Annotated in this window: 20 protein-coding genes; 9 read left to right on the plus strand and 11 right to left on the minus strand. The window is 66.3% G+C overall.

Going from position 1 to position 16,957, the window contains the following annotated elements; all coding sequences use genetic code 11:
• Positions 1 to 438 precede the first annotated feature (438 nt).
• Positions 439 to 2,646: a CHASE2 domain-containing protein gene (locus MVF76_RS11430; protein ID WP_297529230.1), complete on the plus strand. Its 2,208-nt coding sequence runs from the start codon at positions 439 to 441 to the stop codon at positions 2,644 to 2,646.
• A 3-nt stretch (positions 2,647 to 2,649) separates the two neighbouring features.
• Here MVF76_RS11430 and MVF76_RS11435 read toward each other — a convergent pair whose 3' ends face one another.
• Positions 2,650 to 4,245 carry a FecR family protein gene (locus MVF76_RS11435; protein WP_297529232.1) on the minus strand — a complete coding sequence of 532 codons (1,596 nt, stop codon included), beginning with the start codon at positions 4,243 to 4,245 and terminating at the stop codon, positions 2,650 to 2,652.
• A gap of 11 nt (positions 4,246 to 4,256) precedes the next feature.
• Positions 4,257 to 5,525, minus strand: coding sequence for a porin family protein (locus tag MVF76_RS11440; protein ID WP_297529234.1), 1,269 nt, complete (start codon positions 5,523 to 5,525; stop codon positions 4,257 to 4,259).
• Between the two features lie 243 nt (positions 5,526 to 5,768).
• Here MVF76_RS11440 and MVF76_RS11445 point away from each other — a divergent pair, with 243 nt between their 5' ends.
• Both MVF76_RS11445 and MVF76_RS11450 read left to right on the plus strand, forming a co-directional pair.
• A complete protein-coding gene (locus MVF76_RS11445; RefSeq protein ID WP_297529236.1) occupies positions 5,769 to 6,437 on the plus strand; it encodes a Bax inhibitor-1/YccA family protein in 669 nt (222 codons plus the stop codon).
• A 54-nt stretch (positions 6,438 to 6,491) separates the two neighbouring features.
• Positions 6,492 to 6,680, plus strand: coding sequence for a hypothetical protein (locus MVF76_RS11450; RefSeq protein ID WP_297529238.1), 189 nt, complete (start codon positions 6,492 to 6,494; stop codon positions 6,678 to 6,680).
• Between the two features lie 177 nt (positions 6,681 to 6,857).
• Here MVF76_RS11450 and MVF76_RS11455 read toward each other — a convergent pair whose 3' ends face one another.
• Genes MVF76_RS11455 through MVF76_RS11465 form a run of 3 tightly spaced genes read right to left on the minus strand, consistent with a single transcriptional unit; the run spans position 6,858 to position 8,938 of the window.
• Entirely contained in the window at positions 6,858 to 7,394 is a 537-nt protein-coding gene (locus MVF76_RS11455; RefSeq protein ID WP_297529240.1) for a hypothetical protein, read from the minus strand.
• Complete coding sequence (locus MVF76_RS11460; RefSeq protein WP_297529242.1) at positions 7,391 to 8,485, minus strand: sulfur reduction protein DsrS; 1,095 nt, start codon at positions 8,483 to 8,485, stop codon at positions 7,391 to 7,393. Before MVF76_RS11460 ends, MVF76_RS11455 begins: the two co-directional genes overlap by 4 nt.
• A gap of 15 nt (positions 8,486 to 8,500) precedes the next feature.
• Positions 8,501 to 8,938 carry a tetratricopeptide repeat protein gene (locus MVF76_RS11465; RefSeq protein ID WP_297529244.1) on the minus strand — a complete coding sequence of 146 codons (438 nt, stop codon included), beginning with the start codon at positions 8,936 to 8,938 and terminating at the stop codon, positions 8,501 to 8,503.
• A gap of 254 nt (positions 8,939 to 9,192) precedes the next feature.
• Between MVF76_RS11465 and MVF76_RS11470 the strand changes: the two genes are divergently transcribed.
• On the plus strand, positions 9,193 to 10,317 hold the full coding sequence (locus MVF76_RS11470) for an anthranilate phosphoribosyltransferase (RefSeq protein ID WP_297529246.1): 1,125 nt from the start codon (positions 9,193 to 9,195) through the stop codon (positions 10,315 to 10,317).
• A gap of 111 nt (positions 10,318 to 10,428) precedes the next feature.
• Complete coding sequence (locus MVF76_RS11475; RefSeq protein WP_297529247.1) at positions 10,429 to 10,632, plus strand: Alvin_2107 family globule sulfur oxidation protein; 204 nt, start codon at positions 10,429 to 10,431, stop codon at positions 10,630 to 10,632.
• Positions 10,633 to 10,858: 226 nt separating this feature from the next.
• On the opposite strand, the gene MVF76_RS11480 is transcribed toward MVF76_RS11475, so the two are convergent.
• Entirely contained in the window at positions 10,859 to 11,437 is a 579-nt protein-coding gene (locus MVF76_RS11480) for a hypothetical protein (protein ID WP_297529249.1), read from the minus strand.
• 160 nt (positions 11,438 to 11,597) lie between these two features.
• Between MVF76_RS11480 and MVF76_RS11485 the strand changes: the two genes are divergently transcribed.
• The 3 genes from MVF76_RS11485 to MVF76_RS11495 are packed head-to-tail and all read left to right on the plus strand — an operon-like array spanning position 11,598 to position 13,756.
• Complete coding sequence (locus MVF76_RS11485) at positions 11,598 to 12,641, plus strand: Sfum_1244 family protein (RefSeq protein ID WP_297529251.1); 1,044 nt, start codon at positions 11,598 to 11,600, stop codon at positions 12,639 to 12,641.
• A gap of 37 nt (positions 12,642 to 12,678) precedes the next feature.
• Positions 12,679 to 13,287: a 2OG-Fe(II) oxygenase gene (locus MVF76_RS11490; RefSeq protein ID WP_297529253.1), complete on the plus strand. Its 609-nt coding sequence runs from the start codon at positions 12,679 to 12,681 to the stop codon at positions 13,285 to 13,287.
• A gap of 1 nt (position 13,288) precedes the next feature.
• Positions 13,289 to 13,756: a GNAT family N-acetyltransferase gene (locus MVF76_RS11495; protein ID WP_297529255.1), complete on the plus strand. Its 468-nt coding sequence runs from the start codon at positions 13,289 to 13,291 to the stop codon at positions 13,754 to 13,756.
• Positions 13,757 to 13,808: 52 nt separating this feature from the next.
• Here the strand turns inward: MVF76_RS11495 and MVF76_RS11500 are convergent, their stop codons facing one another.
• The gene (locus tag MVF76_RS11500) at positions 13,809 to 14,153 is read right to left on the minus strand and encodes a hypothetical protein (protein WP_297529257.1); all 345 of its coding nucleotides are present in this window, start codon (positions 14,151 to 14,153) and stop codon (positions 13,809 to 13,811) included.
• A complete protein-coding gene (locus MVF76_RS11505) occupies positions 14,146 to 14,472 on the minus strand; it encodes a hypothetical protein (RefSeq protein ID WP_297529258.1) in 327 nt (108 codons plus the stop codon). The genes MVF76_RS11500 and MVF76_RS11505 overlap by 8 nt, the downstream gene beginning before the upstream one ends.
• Positions 14,473 to 14,547: 75 nt before the next feature.
• Here MVF76_RS11505 and MVF76_RS11510 point away from each other — a divergent pair, with 75 nt between their 5' ends.
• Positions 14,548 to 15,222, plus strand: coding sequence for a Fe2+-dependent dioxygenase (locus MVF76_RS11510; RefSeq protein WP_297529260.1), 675 nt, complete (start codon positions 14,548 to 14,550; stop codon positions 15,220 to 15,222).
• Between the two features lie 89 nt (positions 15,223 to 15,311).
• Here MVF76_RS11510 and MVF76_RS11515 read toward each other — a convergent pair whose 3' ends face one another.
• The 3 genes from MVF76_RS11515 to cas6 form a co-directional block, all read right to left on the minus strand.
• A complete protein-coding gene (locus tag MVF76_RS11515) occupies positions 15,312 to 15,515 on the minus strand; it encodes a hypothetical protein (protein ID WP_297529262.1) in 204 nt (67 codons plus the stop codon).
• Positions 15,516 to 15,621: 106 nt separating this feature from the next.
• A complete protein-coding gene (locus MVF76_RS11520; RefSeq protein ID WP_297529264.1) occupies positions 15,622 to 15,960 on the minus strand; it encodes a TusE/DsrC/DsvC family sulfur relay protein in 339 nt (112 codons plus the stop codon).
• A gap of 170 nt (positions 15,961 to 16,130) precedes the next feature.
• On the minus strand, positions 16,131 to 16,817 hold the full coding sequence (cas6, locus tag MVF76_RS11525; protein WP_297529265.1) for a type I-MYXAN CRISPR-associated protein Cas6/Cmx6: 687 nt from the start codon (positions 16,815 to 16,817) through the stop codon (positions 16,131 to 16,133).
• Positions 16,818 to 16,957: the final 140 nt, after the last annotated feature.

The following is a 16,957-nucleotide window of genomic DNA, read 5'->3' on the forward strand; positions in this document are numbered from 1 at the left end:
CGCTCGCTCGGCTCGAACCCACGGAGGGCGTTAACCCTCGACGGTTTTCAAGACCGTTGCATTCAACCGCTCTGCCACCTCTCCCGAAAATCGTATCCCGGCCACCGGCACCGTCGCGCGGCCTCGCAGGGAGCACGGCAGCGGGGAACCACCCCGGGAAGGGTCGGCGGGCATCTCGGCCGAACGGGTCGGCCAGCCCGCATGGCACCATCGGCCGGCTGTGCCGGGTCCGAAAAAGTGGGGCCATCGCCTTCGGGGACAAGCTTCTGCACACCGCCCAGCGATGCCCTGATGCAATATGCGGGCTAGCATACTGGAGCCGTAAGGGGTTGACCAGTCGTTCGTTTGTGCTGCCACCGCGGGTCGGGATCCGGTCTTCGCCCCGCGGACATCGGCGGACAGGCTCCAACCTCCGACAAGACGGCCGATAGCCTCGGCATGAACCATTCGATCAATCCCCGCCAGGCCATTCGCGGCGTCGGCCTGTTGCTGACGCTGTTCGGGCTTTGGCTTCAGGTCACGGCTCACCCCGGCGTGGCAACGGTGCGTGATCGTCTGGAGCATCTCGCCTATGACCTGCGACTGCGTCTGCTGCTCGAGGAACATCCGGAGCCGCATCCGGACATCCTGATCGTCAGCGTGGATGAAGAGAGTCTGGCCCGGATCGGCCGCTGGCCCTGGCCGAGGACACGTATTGCGGAACTGCTGGAACGCCTCGTCGACGCCGGTGCGGCGGTGATCGCCCTGGACATGGTGTTCGGAGAGGTGGAACGCCCAGCAGTCGATCTGCAACCGCTGCTGACCGATCCTGCATTGCCGGAGCCGCTGCGCAAACGGCTTGCCGACCTCGCCCCCGCATCCGGTGATGCCCGACTCGCCGCAACCATAGGCCGATCCGACACTGTGCTCGGCTTCGTGCTGCATACCCAGTCGACCGTGCAGTCCCCGCCACCGTTCGAACCACCTGCATTTGTCACCGACGGTCCGCCGCTCGGCGCACTGCCGGTACCGGAGCTGCCGGGCGCCACCTTCAACCTGCCGCAGTTGTCGGCTGCGGCGGGCGGTCATGGTTTCGTGACCGTGATACCTGACGACGACGGCGTGATCCGCCGTGTCCCGCTGCTGCTGCGCTACCGCGGGCAGGTCTATCCCTCGCTGGCACTGGCCGCGGCCGGAACCTTCCTGTTCTCGGAGCGGCCGGCAATCGAGACCGCGACGACGGCCGCCGGGCCGGTGATCACGGGCCTGCGCCTGGCCGACTCGCTGCTGGCCACCGATCCGCATGGCACCGCGCTGGTGCCTTTCCGCGCGGCGGGCAGCTTCGCACAGCTGGCGGCCTGGCGGGTACTGCAGGGTGGATTCGATCCGGACCAGGTGGCGGGGCGCATCGTGCTGGTCGGAACCAGCGCACTGGGGCTGTCGGACCTGCGCCCGACGCCCGTGTCGAGCGCACTGCCCGGGGTGGAGGTGCACGCCAGCCTGCTCGCCGGTCTGCTTGCCGGCCGGCTGCTCACCGAGCCCGACTGGGTACAGGGTGCAAACGCCTCCCTGATCGCGGCACTGGGCCTGTTGCTGGTGTGGGTGGGGCCCCGAGTCTCCGCGGCCTCGCTGCTGCTGCTGGCCGGCGGGCTGGGGTCACTGCTGACGGCCGGCAACCTCTGGCTGTGGCAGACCCAGGGGCTCGCGCTGGCCATGGCCACGCCACTGCTGGTGATCGTCCTGCTCACTGGCTGGTTCGCGATCGCCGGGTTCGCCCGGGCATCCCGGTCACGAAGGGAATTGCAGCAACTGTTCGGGCAGTACGTCCCGCCGCAGATCGTCGCGCGCATGGCCGAATCGCCGGAACACCATCATGACCGCGGCGAGACCCGCGAAATGACCGTGCTGTTCGCCGACATCCGCGGCTTCACCACCCTGTCGGAGACACTCGAAGCCGAAGAACTCAGCCGCCTGCTCAATCGCTTTTTCACCCCCATGACCCGGATCATCTTCGAGCATGGTGGCACCATCGACAAGTATGTCGGTGACATGATCATGGCCTTCTGGAACGCACCGGTGGCCGACCCGGAACACGCTGTGCACGCGGTTGCCGCGGCGCTGGCCATGTGCGACGAAATGCAGCGGCTCAACCGGCAGTTCCGCGGCGAGGGGCTGCCGGAACTGCGCCTCGGCATCGGTGTCAACACCGGCCCCATGCACGTCGGCGACATGGGTTCGTGCTACCGGCGCACATATACGGTGCTGGGTGACAGTGTCAATCTTGGCGCCCGGCTGGAGGGGCTGACGCGCCTTTACGGGGTCGATATCGTGGTGGGGCCGCGCACCGCCGAACTGGCGACCGATCTCCGCTTCCGTCCGCTCGACCGGATTCGGGTCAAGGGCAAGCAGGAGGCCGTGGAGGTATTCGAGCCGCTCGCCAGTCGACCGGGAGACAAGGCCATGGAGGCGGAACAGCTGGCAGACTGGGAAGGCTTCCTGATGGCCTTCCGCCAACAGCGTTGGGAAGATGCCCGGGTGCTGCTGGGGCAAGCCGCAGGCCTGGTGCCGGATGCACTGCTCGCCCTGTACCGCCGGCGGCTTGAGGAGCTGACCCGCAACCCGCCGCCCGCCGACTGGGATGGCAGTTTCGAGCGCGCAGTGAAGTGACCGCTACTTGACCAGCACCATGCCCTGAGCCCAGCGGGCGGGATTGGCGCCATCGAGCAGATCGAATGCCTGCAACAGTGCCTGACCCTGCGCTCCCGTGAACACGCCGCCCACCTGTCCCGCGACGGGATTGCCGTTGACACGACTCGAGGGCAAAAGGTTCAGTTCGGCGAAGGAACCCCTCACCTTGCCGTCGAAATCGACCTGCCACAGGTCGGGGCTCGCCAGCACGTTCAGACGCCCGTTGCTGATCTGGCCGCTGGCGAAGTCGATGTCCAGGCTAAGCGTGACATCGCCGATTCCGATCGGTCCCTGCGAGGAGGCGCCCAGGGCCCCGGCCACCTGGTTCAGCGTCACCTGGTCACTGCGGAGCATCAGTACCTCCGGTGGCGTCGGCAGGACGGTGGCCCAGATCACCTTCTCCGGGATGGGGCGAACGCGGCCCGGATCCAGGGGATCGATCAGGTCGAGGACGGGGTCGGCGCTTCCATTCCAGATGCCCCAGTGAACCCGGTGCCCGGCATCGACCGTGATCAGGTTGCTGACCGCCAGCCCCGCCTGCCCCCGGCGATACACGTCGGTGAGGGGTGCACCGGCAAACTCGGGGGCAAAGGGTGGAAACCCGGTTGAAGTAATTACCGGTCGCCCGCCCGGAATGTCTTGAATCGCATGCCCGCCGACCAGCCTGGGCCCCTGGGGCTGGGGCCAGAGCACCATCCCGAAGTACCGTTCGTTCCACAGTCGGTCCCACTCCAGGGCCGTCAGGCGACGATCGATCACCTGGAGATCGCTGACACTGTCGGGGGGCGTCACCAGGGAGAACTGCCCGGCCTGCAGTTCCGGCGGCGCAAGGAAACCTTGGCTGGCGTCCCCGGTCAGGCCGCCGTCGGCCGGTGGGGGCTCCCCCTCGGGCAGCGGTGCAGCGCTTGGCAGACGGCGAGGTGCTCGAGGCGGCCGCACCCTGCCACGGGGTGGGCCCTCGCCCCCCGGCTGACGCAATGCCGGGGGCGGAAGGAGCTGCCCGACCGGCGGACGATCGGGTGCCGGCACCCGTGCAAACCGGAAGGGCATCTCTGCACCCAGCTCGATGTGTCCGGCCGGATTCTCCACCACCACCCGGCCGGCGAGAACGCCGACATCGAGCCCTTCGGTGAGCACCACCTCGTATTGGGTTCCCCGAACCCCGATGGTCGCCACCGGCGTCTCCACGCGGTAAGCCTCCGGATGCCGCTTGCTGATGAGGCCGGTTATGGCACGGAACCCGCCCTGCAGGAGCCGTGACACATTGCGCTCGGTGGCGTCGGGGCGGGGATCGCGGAGATAGGCCTCCAGCCGCAGCCGGGTTTCCGGGTACAGGGAAAGCAGCGTCCCGTCGGTCAGGCGTACCTGGGCCCGGGCATCGGCGCCGGTGACCAGGGTGTCACCCTCGTACACCGGTGAACGACGCCCAAGTGAGCGGCGGCCGCCGCCATCCTCGGCATGAAACTCACCCCGAGCCAGAATCACCCGCCCTGCCGGCTCCGGCTCGACGGCCGCCACCGGCGCCGCCGACAGCAACAACGCCAGACACAGTCCCAGCAGGCTTGCCCCGGTTGCCATGCGTCCCCTCCTCATTGCAGGCGCGCCTCCCAGCCCAGCATCAACTGGCCACGCCGGTAGGCGTAGAAATCGATGTTCGAGTCATTGTCGGCGAGCGAAAGGGTGGCCCGGAAGATCCAGCGGCGATCGAGCGGGTGGCTCGCTTGCAGACGGATCGCGCGCCAGGCATCCCTGCGGCGCACGGAAAAGACGGGGTCGGTGGCCTTGTGCAGCGCGCGCTGCCAGTCCCCCCGAGCGGACAACAGCCAGCCCGGCCGCGCCCTCATGTCCCATTGCAGGGCAACAGCCGCGTAGCGCCGGCCATTGTGTCCGCCCGAGGCGCTGCGCACCGACTCGCTGCCCATGTTCAGGGCGCCCAGCAGACGATGCCGACCCCAGGCCGCGAGCGGCGCACTGGCACCCGCCAGCGCAACGCGCCCGTCGCGGCTGGGCGTCTGCGGATAGACCTGCCTGCCCAGATTGACGAACAGGCTCAGCGGGCGCTTCCGAACGGACCCGGACCACTCGGGTCCCACCAGCAGCAGGCGACGATAGGCACGGCCATCGAGTTGCAGCCACTGGACCTCGAACGGCAGGCGCCAGCGGCCGAGCTGGCTGGACCATTCTCCGCCAAGCCGAAGCTGTTGCGAACGCAGATCGAAGTCGTGGGCGGAAAAATTGCCGCGATCGGACAGGGTCAGGTCCGCAAACACAGATCGGTGACGGCTCAGCGGCAATCGAACCGAGGCACTCGCTGCCAGCTCCCGAAAGCCGCTGGATCGCCGGCGCGCGCCCTCGTCGAGCAGGAACTCGCCCAGCGCGGGGATGCGGACCCTGTCGTCGGCCGTGGCGGCATTGACGTTGGAATCGGCACCTGCGGCGAGTCGTACACTACCGCTCCAGTGCAGACGTTCCCGGCGCTCGCGGGCCTCGATGGCCGCAATCCAGGCCCGTGCCTTGTCGGCGACGGCCGGCGGCGGCGAGGCCTCGAGCACGGCCTCGAAGGCAGCGCGTGCCCGCGCATGCTCGCCGAGCACATGAAAGGCCCGCCCCAGTTCCAGGCGGGCACGATGATTCCAGGGTTCAAGCAGCAGTACCCGTTCGAGCGCAAAAACGGCCCGATTCGGGTGACCGGTCTCGATCGCGACCACCGCGAACGCCAGATCGAATTCCGGGTCGCCCGCCTCCTCCAGGCTACGCCGTTCCCATGCAGCCCAATCGCCGGGCGATGACGCGGCGGACACCATGGCCGCTCCCGTGACAAGCAGCAGTCCCAGCAGAAAGCAACGCAGACTCGGCATGCATCTCCTCCACGCAATGCGCCCTGCCGCCGATTTCCCGACAGGCTGGAGGATCCCAGCAAACACCGTGCCGGAACAGGCAGCCGGGAATCCGCCCTTCCTCCGCTCCGGCACACAGGACTGATCACCTTGAAAATGAAAGGGAATGTGGTTGTCGGGCCGCCGTCACCCAGGTATGCTGAACTCATTCCAGAGTCGCCGGTCAAAGCGATCGGAACCGAATTCACCCATGGAGCAAACCGAATGAACACGCAACCCATGTTTTCCCGCGCGGAAACCTCCGCACTCGAAACCAACAAGGTACTGCGTCAGACCTACATGCTGCTGTCCATGACGCTGCTGTTCAGCGCCGGGATGGCCGGCCTGTCCATGGCCATGAACATGCCACCCATGACCTATCTGGTCTCGGTCGGCATCGCCTTCCTGCTGCTGTGGCTGGTGCTGCCGCGCACGGCCAATTCCGGTGCCGGCCTGGCTGTGGTGTTCGCCTTCACCGGCCTGATGGGCTTTGGGCTGGGGCCGATCCTGAGCATGTACCTGGCCATTCCCAATGGTGGCCAGGTGGTGATGACGGCGCTCGGGGGCACCGGCGTGATCTTCATGGCGCTGTCGGCCTATGCCATGACCACGCGCCGGGACTTCAGCTTCCTGGGCGGCTTCCTGTTCGTGGGGCTGATCGTGGTGCTGGTCGCGGCCATCGCCAACATCTTCCTGGCCATCCCGGCACTGTCGCTGGCCATCTCGGCCATCGCCGTGCTGATCTTCAGTGGCCTGATCCTGTTCGACACCAGCCGCATCATCAACGGTGGCGAGACCAACTACATCATGGCCACCGTGGCCCTGTATCTCGACATCTACAACCTGTTCCTGCACCTGCTGCAGCTGCTCGGCGCCTTCTCCGGCGACGACTGAGCGGCTTCGCTGGCGGCCCCGCACGGGGCCGCCGGCCTCCCCCTCCCGACGACCATGGATTCCCTCTGGCTCAAGATCGGCAGCGCCCTGCTGATGGGGCTGATGGTGATCCTGCTGTGGCCCCGCGCCATGGAGCTGCTCCGGAACGGCCCGCGCGGCACCGCCGAAGACTGGAAGGCCGCGCTGGTGCCGCTGGCGCTGGTGGTGGGATTCGTGGTGCTGCTGATCCTGATGGTACGTTAGCTTCAGGCAGCCGAATCCCTATCGACATCCCAGCCCGGGAACAGCGGACTTGGCAGGATGGGCAAAGGCCCGAAGGGCCGTGCCCATCATGACGGTCACGGGATGCTGATGGGCACGTCGCTGCGCTCCTTTGCCCATCCTACGAATTCACTGCTGATCCTGATGCTGCGCTGAGCCTCACACCGGCTCGGCACTGGTCACCGCAAAGTCCTCGAAGCTGTTCTTCAGCCAGCGATGCGTGGTGTTGCTGGCCCAGCGCGCCATGGCCTCGGGCTGGTCGACCTTGCGCAGCATGGACAGCAGCAGCCCCACCTTGACGGTGTCTGGCGTGTAGTGGCGGATGAGTTCGGCACGACTGTTGGGCTGGCCGGGTCGCACGGCAGGGAGGGTGAAGGCCAGCACCTGCTGGGTCTGGAAGGCGACGTTGGAGAACACCGGTCGCAGCTTGCGCCGCACCTCGTCGCGGACCAGGTTGGATGCGAACCAGCCGATGTTCTCCGCGGCCTCGATCAGGTCCGGCTCCAGCACCTGCTGTTCACGCAGGTAGTCGAGCGCCGGGTAGTAGCCCAGACCCTGCTCGCGGACATGGGCGATGACGGCGTCGGCCAGCGCCTCGCCGACCACATAGGGCGAGGCCGGCAGGTGACGCTCGAACACGTGCTCGGGCAGCCGCACCACCAGATTCATCGCGACCCTGGCGACATGCAGGCTCATCGGCCGCGCAGCACTCCAAAGGCTTCGACGATCGGTTCGGTGATGTGGGCCAGCTTGCGGCGCATGACGCTGCCGATGGCATCGGTGCGCGCGAACACGGGCGCCACCAGGCGCTCGCCCACGCCGGACACCAGGCAGGCGGCCTCGATCACCGGTACCAGTTCCGGGACGGCCGAGGCCATGGCGGCGAGCGCCGGCTCCTGGCCGACCCGGCCGCTCGCCTGCGCCCGCAGGGCGTCGATATCCTGCAGTCTCGGGCCGTCCGCGGCCAGCGGTGCCGACCAGTTGCGAATGGCCTCCATCAGCTCGACCACGACATCCTGGTTGTTGGGCTTCTTCAGCACGATCTCCGCGGTGTGCAGGAAGGACTGCCCCGGCACGTCCAGCAGCTTGCGCAGAAAGTCGGCCTGCGGACCCTCGCCCAGCGCCGCGGCAGCCTTGTGCAGCGGATGCGGGGGCTGTCGCTCGGGCAACTCGTCCGGCGTGGTATGCAGGAAGCCGACATAATAGGTGTTCTTGTGCCGGCCCTTGGCCCACAGCTTGTCGCGCGTGTCCTGGTCGATCAGCCCCGGCTGCAGCACCAGGCGCACGCTCTCGATCATCGCCTGATGGCTTTCCTCGAAGGGCAGGAACTCGATCAGGAACTCGGCCAGGGTGGGCGCAATCTCGGACCGGGCCACTGCCTCGCGCGCCAGCATGCGCCGCGCATTGTCCGAGGTGGGCATGGCCCACCAGGCTCGGCGCGCGATCTCGCCGGTCAGTCCCGGGGCATGGACCACGGCCACCACGGCTTCCGGCTCGCCGAGCAACAGCAGCTTCTCCAGGCTGGTGTCGCGCGCCTGCCCCATCCGCGTCCAGCGCTTGAGATACACCGGATACCCCCCCGGCGAACCCAATACATGACTGGACAGGGTCTCCTTGACCAGGCGTATGTATTGTTCGTCGCGACAGGTGGGATTGAGGCGGATGGCCGTCTCGCCCGCGGGCGAGAGGCCGTACACGGTCATCGAGGATTCGTCGATGCGCACCGCGTGCAGCTCATTGGCCAGCATGACATTGAGGCGCAGCGCATCTTCGGCGGACAGTTCCATGGGCAGGCGGGTGACTCAGACGACGTCGTCGAAACCGGCGAGCTTGTACAGCCGCTTCGCCTCTTCCAGGTCCTGTTCCACGCCATTGCCCTGCTCGTACATCATGGCCAGCGTGGTCATGGAACCCTGCAGGCCCTGGTCGGCGGCCTTGCGGAACCACCTGGCCGCCTCGGCGCCGTCCTTGTCCACACACTCGCCTTCCAGATACATGAAGCCGAGACCATGCTGGGCCAGCGCGTGCCCCTGCTCGGCCGCGGCCTTCATCCACTTGAAGGCCAGTTCGTCGTTGCGGGCCATGCCCAGGCCATTCTGGTAGATGATCGCCAGCCGATGTTGGGCCTCGGCGTTGCCCTGCTCGGCAAACGGCCGCAGCATCTGGGCCGCGCGAGCGAAATGCTTTGCCTCGAAGGCGGCCATGGCGCTGGCAAAATCGACTTCCTGATCCTCGTTCATGCTCTGCTCCCGGGCATGCCGTGCGATGCCCCTGATCTTCGTAAGTAAATACAATAGTTTATCGCAAAAGCCTGGGGCAGCGGAATATCCCCCATGAGCAGGGGCCGGGCACGCGCCCCTTTTATCAGCAAGCGCTTATATCCCTCCATGGGGATATACGGTGACCTGGCCCGCGGCTGTATACTGCGGCACCGGCTGGCAGGACCCGGAAGGGTCCCGCGCGTCCCGAAGCGGCAAAGGTACAGGTATCCGGCATGAATGCCCAGGTCGACACAGACGCCCTGATCGCGATGCGGAGCTGCATCCAGAAGGTTGCGACCGGCCCCGAATACAGCAAGGACCTCTCCTTCGAGGAGGCCCGCCAGGCCATGCAACTCATCCTGGAAGGCAAGGCCGATCCGGTGCAGACGGCCATCTTCTTCATAGCGCTGCGCATGAAGCGCGAGACGCACGAGGAGAACAAGGGCGTGCTGCAGGCGATCATGGACGCCTCCAACCGCGTCACCGCAAACGTCGCTGAGCTGGTCGACGTGGCCGATCCCTACGATGGCTACACCCGCGGCGTGCCCGCCTCGCCCTTTCTGCCCGCCGTGCTGGCCGCCTGCGGCGTTCCTGCCGTGTCCCACGGCCTGAACGAGGTCGGCCCCAAGTACGGCATCACCCATTACAAGGTGCTCAAGGCCGCCGGCGTGGACGTCAGCCGCAGCCCGGAACAGGCCGCTGCGCTGATCGAAAACGCAGACGCCGGCTGGGCCTACCTGGACCAGAGCGCCTACTGCCCCGCCCTGCACGACCTGGTCCCGCTGCGCCAGCGCATGGTCAAGCGCCAGGTCATTACCACCGTGGAGGTGCTGGTGGGTCCGGTCCGCGGCCGGGAGAAGACGCACCTCTACACCGGCTTCGTGCACAAGGCCTACCCGCCCATCTATGCCGAGCTGGCCCGTCATGCCGGCTTCGACAGCCTGCTGCTGGCGCGCGGCGTCGAGGGCGGCATCATTCCCTCGCTGCAGCAGCCGGCACGCATCTGGTACTACCACGACAAGGGCGGGGAAACCTTCTACGAGGCGCAGGCCGCCGAGATCGGCATCGAGTCCGCCACCCGCGCGGTGCCCATCCCGGACGATGCGCCGCCGGCACCGGTGCGCGGCGACGAGATCGCCACCACCATCGACGCCGATGCGGTCGCGGCCATCGCTGCCGATTACGGCCTGGCCGCCCTCAGGGGCAAGCGAGGCGGGACCTACGACAGTCTGGTTTACGCGGGCACCCTGGTGCTCAAGCACCTCGGACGCCACGACTCCCTGCCGTCAGCGGCGGACGCAGTCCGTCAGGCGCTGGATTCCGGCACCGCGCTGGCGCATTTCGAGGCGGCAACCTGAACCGCCACCCTGCTGCAAAACGGGGCGGCACCTTGCGAGGGATTGTCTGGTTGTCGAGGTTTTAGGAAAATACCCGGTTAACTGAGGTCAAACGCGAGAAGGAGAGGCAACATGAACCCGCATCAGGATTACTACGATGCTGTCACCAAGATGGAACAGGCTGGTGTCGACGAAGACTACATCATCGGATGGGAATCCGGTTACTGGCTGAACCCCGAGCGCGAGGAACAGCGCGTCACCGAGGCATACGAAGCCGGTTACGAAAAGGGCAAGGCAAAGGATCCGACCGGCTTCGAGGCCTGGATCAAGAAGTAAGCCCCTGTTCCTGGCACATGAAAAAAGCGGGCATCAGCCCGCTTTTTTCATGTTCTGCCGACCCGGTCGCGGGCCGGGACACGGAATCCACCGCATCCCCCGGAATCCCTGCGGCCGGCCACACAAGCCGCAACGCGTCTTTACCTTGTCGTGGGTTCAGCGGGTTCCGTGGCGTTCTTTCTTCCCTTCAGCAACGCAGCCCCTGACGAGACGCGCGAGCCGGTCCTCAGGCCGACTGGTCCGCCGATGCGGGCGGCAGTTCCGGCACCATGCTGTTCATGACCCGCTTCAGCGTCTTGAGCGCCTCGGGCACCTCGATGTCGATGATCTGGGTGCTGACCCATTCACGCTGCCGCGGCCCGAGCGTCTCGGCAAGGCGGTCACCGAAATAGCGCGTCATCTGGAAACTCGGCTCGAAGTCCGAGAAACCGAACTCGGAGAACTCGTCCATGCGCCGGTTCAGCAACTCGATGTAGGGACCACGATGGTCGCCCGGCCCCAGCAGGTCGCGGCCGTTGTCCTGCACATAGTCGGCCAGCCGCCTGGCCACCGCCGTCACGAACGCTGCCCGCTCCTCGTCGTCCATGCGCTGGTAGGCGACCCGGTCGATCACGTGCAACAGAAAGGTCGAGAATTCCTTGATGACCGCCAGGCGGTCGGCCTGGGTGTCGGTCTGGAAACCCTCGTTCTCGAGATTCAGGAGCGCGCGCTGACAGATGCGCCAGGCGTTGAAGGCCAGGGCACTGGCCGTCTCCTGAATGCTGCGTTCCTTGTCCTTGTTGTTCCAGCGGGTCTTGACTCGCACGGTAAAACCTCAACTTTTATATGAAATAATAACTGGATAGAGCATAAACTTGACGCATATTATCCGTTCGATAAGCTGCCCGGAGGCCCGGTGGCGCGCGGGCGGAACGCAATTGTATACTAATTCACTCAGGATTTGACCGCCTTCGCGGAGCCGTATCATGCCGTTTGACCTCCCCCGGTTCCAGGCCCGGGTCCAGCACAACTGCCACATCGCCGACGCTGCCCACGCCGGCGACTATACCCTCTGCGTTTACCTGATGAAGATGCGCGAGCTGTATCGCTGGGAGAAGGGCTACGGCTTCGGCGATCCCCTCCCCGGCGAGGCCGTGGGCGACTGGCTGCGCGAGCGCGAGGCCCTGTGGGAAGAAATCGGGGACCAGGGCTTCGCCTCCCTGCCGCTGGACGGCAGCGAATACGACCCCTTCGATGCCGACGCCGTCAATGCGCGCCTGCTCGAACACGGTCTGGTCTACAGCGCCGGCATCGGCCACAACGGCAAGCCGCACTTTTTCCTCGGCAAGCTGGAACATGCCGAGGAACGCCCCCGCTTCCGGCTGATGATCGCCGGCACCGAGCTGGCGCGCGATCTCACTGCGCCGCCGGCCATGACCCGCGGCGGTACCATCTTCGTACGCCGCGAATCGCTGCGCCGCCTAATCTGGGAAAAATACGAGGAGTGGCGCTGGAACCGCCTCGACAACCCCATGGGACGGGCCATCCGCTGCTACGACTTCGAAGGCGATCTCGAGGGCGCCCTCGATGCCATGGCGGATAACGAGATCGAGACCATGCTGTTGCACGAGATGGGGGAGATCGAGGCCGGCGCGCGGCTGGGCGAGGGCTGGGAGGCCATGCTCGCCGAATTGCCGCGCTCGCGGCTGGAACTGCAGTTGCGCGCGGTGCGTGACCATCTCGCCGATGCCCTGTCCACCCTCCCCGTCCTGCTCGAACGCAGCGCGGACGCCAGCCTGCACTTCTACTTCGCCACCCTCACGCCGCTGCGCCGGGAGCTGGCGCCACGATTGATGGCCGCCTACCGCGACTGGCACGCCAGCGGCGATGCCACGGCTTTCCATGATTATCTGGAACTGGCCGTGCCCCACTGGCAGCAGCTCGCCGAGGCCCTGCTCGCCCATCACGCCGCCGAGGGGCTCGCCGGCGGCGAGGCGGCCATGCGCTTGATCGACGACAACGCCCTGTAAGACAATGGGCCGCCCCGGCCCCGGACGATGCCCGCCCATGCCCCAGCACAGCAGCGAACGCGCGCCGCTCAGGACCCTGCGCGAACTGGCCCCCAACAGCTTCATCTTCGAAAAGCGCAACGCCCTTCCGGTCGAACTCTGCCGCGACATGATCGAGCGCTTCGAGGCGCACCAGGAGGAGCAGTACAAGGGCCGCATCGGGCAGACGGTTCACGAGGACCAGTCGGTCAAGAAGACCACCGACCTGGTGGTCAGTGGCAAGCCGCACTGGAAGGACGTGGACAACAACCTGTTCCGCTCGCTGGGCATGGCCATGCTGGAGTTTCGCGAGCACTTCCCCTACTTCAAGGGGCCGTTCAAGGACATGGGCTACGCCATCCAGCGCTACCTGCCCGGCGAGTACTACCACTGGCACATCGACGGCGGCAGCCACGAATTCAGCCAGCGCCAGCTGGTGGCGCTCTGGTATCTCAATGACGTCCCCGGCCCCGGCGGCGAGACCGAGTTCCTCTACCAGGACCTGAAGGTCACGCCGGAGGCCGGCAAGCTGATCCTGTTCCCGCCTTTCTGGACCCACGAGCACCGCGCGGCCGAGCTGCACGAGGGCGTGAAGTACATCGCCACCACCTGGGTGGTGTTCGCCTGAGGTGAACGCACCCGCATTCCGCGTTCGCGCCCCGCGGAGTCCCGACGAACTCGAGGCCTGCCTGGCCCTGCGCTGGCGGCTCCTGCGCGCGCCCTGGCAACAGCCGCGCGGCAGCGAGCGTGACGTCTTCGACGACACGGCCGTACATCGCCTCGCCGAGGCTGCCGACGGCCGGCTGATCGGGACCGGACGCCTGCACGCCGTAGACGAGGCCTGCGGGCAGATCCGCTACATGGCCGTGCTGCCGGAGTGGCAGGGCCGCGGTGTCGGCAGCGCCCTGCTGGCAAGCCTGGAAGCGGCCGCGCGCGACATCGGTTGCATACGCATCCGCCTCAACGCCCGTGAGGGGGCCGTCGGTTTCTATGCCAGACGCGGCTATGTGGATGCAGGACCCGGGCCGCTGCTGTTTGACAGCATTCGGCATCGGGTGATGGAGAAAGTGGTGAGGCGTGAGCCGTGCGGCGCGTAGCCCGCTATGCGGCCGCGACCTAGCCCGCTTCCGCCCTGGTGCAATATGCGGGCTAGCTGTACGCCTCGGCCAGCGCAGCGATCGCCTCGGGGGCGGGATAACCGGGCGCCCCGGACTCCAGAAAGGCCTGCCATTCGGCCCAGGCGCCGGCCAGCTCGGCATCCGTACCATGGCAGCCGAGCACGGTGATGACGGCATCATCGATCTTCCAGGGCCCTTCGCCCCGGATGTCGCCGCGCAACAGGTGCATGCCCCTGGCCGCGGGGCGCTGCAGGTGCCAGAAGGGCTCGAAATACAGCAGGCCCTCGGGATGGGCGAAGCGCTCGACCATCACCCGGCGGGTACCGTCGGCATGACGTACGGCCAACGGTGCGGTGACGGAGAACAGATCAGCCACGGGTCTCGAATTCGTGCTCGAGCATGTTGCCCTCGATGCTGATGTAGACATCGCTGACGTTGGGCAGGCGGCTGACGATGTAGGCCGCCATCATCATCTTCAGCGGCTCGTTTTCGGTTTCCATGGCGGTCACCATCTTGTCGGCGGCGATCTGGCACCGCATGATGTGGTCCGGATTGTCCACCCAGGTCCGGCTCATCTGGTAGCCGCGATCCAGGTCGCTGTCCATCCTGTCGAAGAATTCGGCCGCCTCGGACACCAGGCTCTCCGGCACTTCGATGGGAAACACCTGTTCGCTGATATGCACATTCAGTATCATCGCTCTCTCCAGCGGACCGCGTGCGGTCCGTCCTGTTTTCGATCGCCGTGATCCCGGCTGCGGAGCCTCTGCCCCATGCTGCTGACCATTCCCGATGTTCTCGATGCCGATGCCCTCAGGCACATCCGCGAGCTGCTGGCCGATGCCCGCTTTCAAAACGGCACCCTGTCGGCCGGCCGCGAGGCGGCCCGGGTCAAGCACAACGAGGAGATGGTTCAGGACACCGACCGCTACAGCCGCCTCAACAATATTCTGATGCGCGCCCTGGTCAACCACCCCGACTACCAGGCCGCCGTCCTTCCGCACCGGGTCGCCGCCCCCTACTACGCCCGCTACACCCCAGGCATGACCTATGGCGAACATGTCGATGACCCGGTCATGGGACCCGCCGGACAGCGCTACCGCTCGGATGTCTCGACCACGGTGTTCATCAGTGACACCAGCGACTACGAGGGCGGCGAGCTGGTCATCCGCGGCAGCTTCGGCGAGCAGCGCATCAAGGGCGAGGCCGGCTCGGCGGTGGTCTACCCCTCGTCCAGCCTGCACCAGGTCGCACCCGTGACCGCCGGAGCGCGGCTGGTGGCCGTGACCTGGGCACAGAGCATGATCCGTGAACCGGCACGCCGCGAGCTGCTCTACGAACTCTCCCGCGCCCGGGACGGCCTGCTGGCCCGGGACCCCGACAGCCGCGAGACCGCCTGGGTGAGCAACAGCTACGTGAACCTGGTCCGCATGTGGGCCGAACTCTGAGCCGGGAGGCCGGCACCGCGCCCGGACCCCGGATGCAAAAAGGCCGCGTTCAGCGAACGCGGCCTTTTTGTGCCCGAGCCCGGCGGGGGTCAGGGCTGGGAGCCGACTTCCTGGTGAGCCAGCTCGACGACCTTCATGGCCGTGCTCATGTATTCCTCGCGATACCCCTCGAGGTCTTCGCCGGAATTCGGGGCCCAGTATTCCCGGGGATCCAGTCCGTGCTCATGCTCGTGGGCAATGAACTTCTTCTGCATCTCGAGCATTTTTCTAATCAATTCAGCCTTTTCGCTCATCTTTCTCGCCTCCGGCACAAGTCGGTGCCATGCTGGTTCGTGGAATCGGGCTGGGCGAACTATAGCGCCCGCGCAAGCCCTGCGGCCATATCCCCTTTGGGAGGAATCAGTATCCGCCCTTGCGGCGCGTCTCCGGCAGGCCGGCAATCTTGGCGCCCTGCTTGGACGGCATCAGCGGAAACAGTCGGTACATGTCCTTGGTCGTGGGCTTGCTGCCCCACTTCTTGCCCATGTCCTTGAGGATGGTGCGCTCGTTGGGCTGGTTCTGGTTGTTGTTGAAGTACTCGTCTCGCAGATAGTTGATGACATCCCAGTGCTTCTCGGTCAGCTCCACGCCTTCCGCTGCCGCGATCACCCGGGCCACATCCTCGTCCCAGTCGTTGGGATCGGCCAGATAGCCATTGGCGTCGCACTCGACGCTTCTGCCGTTCACTTCGTATGCCATGGTTCTCCCCTGATCTGGATTGGGTCTGATACGAAATCGCTTGCCTGAGCTGCCCGTGGTCAGCAGCGGCCCGGCCGGCTCCCCGACGGGGCATGACCACCGCTGGGCGGCCGCGCGGGCGCGCACTATACCGCATCTCCGGAATTTTGGAAATTCAGGAGATGCTGATATCAACCCTTGGCGTTGACCGCCTTGATGCCCTTGTGCGGAATGAACAGCCCGCAGCCCATCTTGCGCATCGGCCCGATGCCCTCCTCCTGCAACCGCACCGCGTGCTCGGGATCCAGGTCGGCGATCATCACGCTGCGGGTGTGCACCACGCCGTCGGGCATGCGGAAGGCATGCGACTTGCCCGGCATGAGCTTGGTGACCGGTACGCCCAGCGCCTGGATCTCGCCCGCAACTGCCTGCAGGAAGGCCTGCTCGTCATGGGCAGGATCGACGACCACGTGGCGGGCGAACAGGGTGGACAGCGGGCTCAGCTTCTTCACCGACGATTCGCCGACCCGCAGCCGGTGGCCGTCGATGTCCAGCACCTGCCCCACCAGCGCCTCGGCGTCCTCCACCCGCTCGCGCGGCAGGCGCAGGGTCATGCGCGTGCGCCGCGACAGGTGCAGCAGCGCGTTCTCGACATCCTCGGGCCGCATCCAGCCATTGCCCGACTCGGCGCCATGAATGAGATGAATGCCCGCGCGCGGCTCCTCGGCCAGCCAGGGCAGGGCCGCCAGCAGGGCACTCGACAACGCATGGGCATGGTCCAGCGGCAACGCGCGGCAGTCGACGCGGAAATTCACGTCGACGATGTCATCGGGCACCACGAAGGGCTTGTCTTCGTCCCTGTCTTCCTGCCAGAACATACCGACCCTCCCTCTAGCTGTGATCTTCCAGTAGGTTGTTCACTCGGGGTTTACCCGGAGAATTGGAGGTGCAACCCAAACCAATGCTTCGAGGACCCCGAATGAACAGCCATAAAAATGCCCGATTAACCGTCCACGGT

This window comes from Thiohalobacter sp. (genome assembly GCF_027000115.1).
Classification (GTDB): Bacteria; Pseudomonadota; Gammaproteobacteria; order Thiohalobacterales; family Thiohalobacteraceae; genus JALTON01.

Excerpts from the sequence above, each read along its gene's own strand:
- MVF76_RS11475 (WP_297529247.1), top strand. The coding sequence starts at position 10,429 with ATGAACCCGCATCAGGATTACTACGATGCTGTCACCAAGATGGAACAG.
- MVF76_RS11450 (WP_297529238.1), top strand. The coding sequence starts at position 6,492 with ATGGATTCCCTCTGGCTCAAGATCGGCAGCGCCCTGCTGATGGGGCTG.
- MVF76_RS11455 (WP_297529240.1), bottom strand. The coding sequence starts at position 7,394 with ATGAGCCTGCATGTCGCCAGGGTCGCGATGAATCTGGTGGTGCGGCTG.
- MVF76_RS11485 (WP_297529251.1), top strand. The coding sequence starts at position 11,598 with ATGCCGTTTGACCTCCCCCGGTTCCAGGCCCGGGTCCAGCACAACTGC.
- MVF76_RS11470 (WP_297529246.1), top strand. The coding sequence starts at position 9,193 with ATGAATGCCCAGGTCGACACAGACGCCCTGATCGCGATGCGGAGCTGC.
- MVF76_RS11440 (WP_297529234.1), bottom strand. The coding sequence starts at position 5,525 with ATGCCGAGTCTGCGTTGCTTTCTGCTGGGACTGCTGCTTGTCACGGGA.
- MVF76_RS11510 (WP_297529260.1), top strand. The coding sequence starts at position 14,548 with ATGCTGCTGACCATTCCCGATGTTCTCGATGCCGATGCCCTCAGGCAC.
- cas6 (WP_297529265.1), bottom strand. The coding sequence starts at position 16,817 with ATGTTCTGGCAGGAAGACAGGGACGAAGACAAGCCCTTCGTGGTGCCC.
- MVF76_RS11460 (WP_297529242.1), bottom strand. The coding sequence starts at position 8,485 with ATGGAACTGTCCGCCGAAGATGCGCTGCGCCTCAATGTCATGCTGGCC.
- MVF76_RS11445 (WP_297529236.1), top strand. The coding sequence starts at position 5,769 with ATGAACACGCAACCCATGTTTTCCCGCGCGGAAACCTCCGCACTCGAA.
- MVF76_RS11430 (WP_297529230.1), top strand. The coding sequence starts at position 439 with ATGAACCATTCGATCAATCCCCGCCAGGCCATTCGCGGCGTCGGCCTG.
- MVF76_RS11465 (WP_297529244.1), bottom strand. The coding sequence starts at position 8,938 with ATGAACGAGGATCAGGAAGTCGATTTTGCCAGCGCCATGGCCGCCTTC.
- MVF76_RS11505 (WP_297529258.1), bottom strand. The coding sequence starts at position 14,472 with ATGATACTGAATGTGCATATCAGCGAACAGGTGTTTCCCATCGAAGTG.
- MVF76_RS11520 (WP_297529264.1), bottom strand. The coding sequence starts at position 15,960 with ATGGCATACGAAGTGAACGGCAGAAGCGTCGAGTGCGACGCCAATGGC.
- MVF76_RS11490 (WP_297529253.1), top strand. The coding sequence starts at position 12,679 with ATGCCCCAGCACAGCAGCGAACGCGCGCCGCTCAGGACCCTGCGCGAA.
- MVF76_RS11515 (WP_297529262.1), bottom strand. The coding sequence starts at position 15,515 with ATGAGCGAAAAGGCTGAATTGATTAGAAAAATGCTCGAGATGCAGAAG.
- MVF76_RS11435 (WP_297529232.1), bottom strand. The coding sequence starts at position 4,245 with ATGGCAACCGGGGCAAGCCTGCTGGGACTGTGTCTGGCGTTGTTGCTG.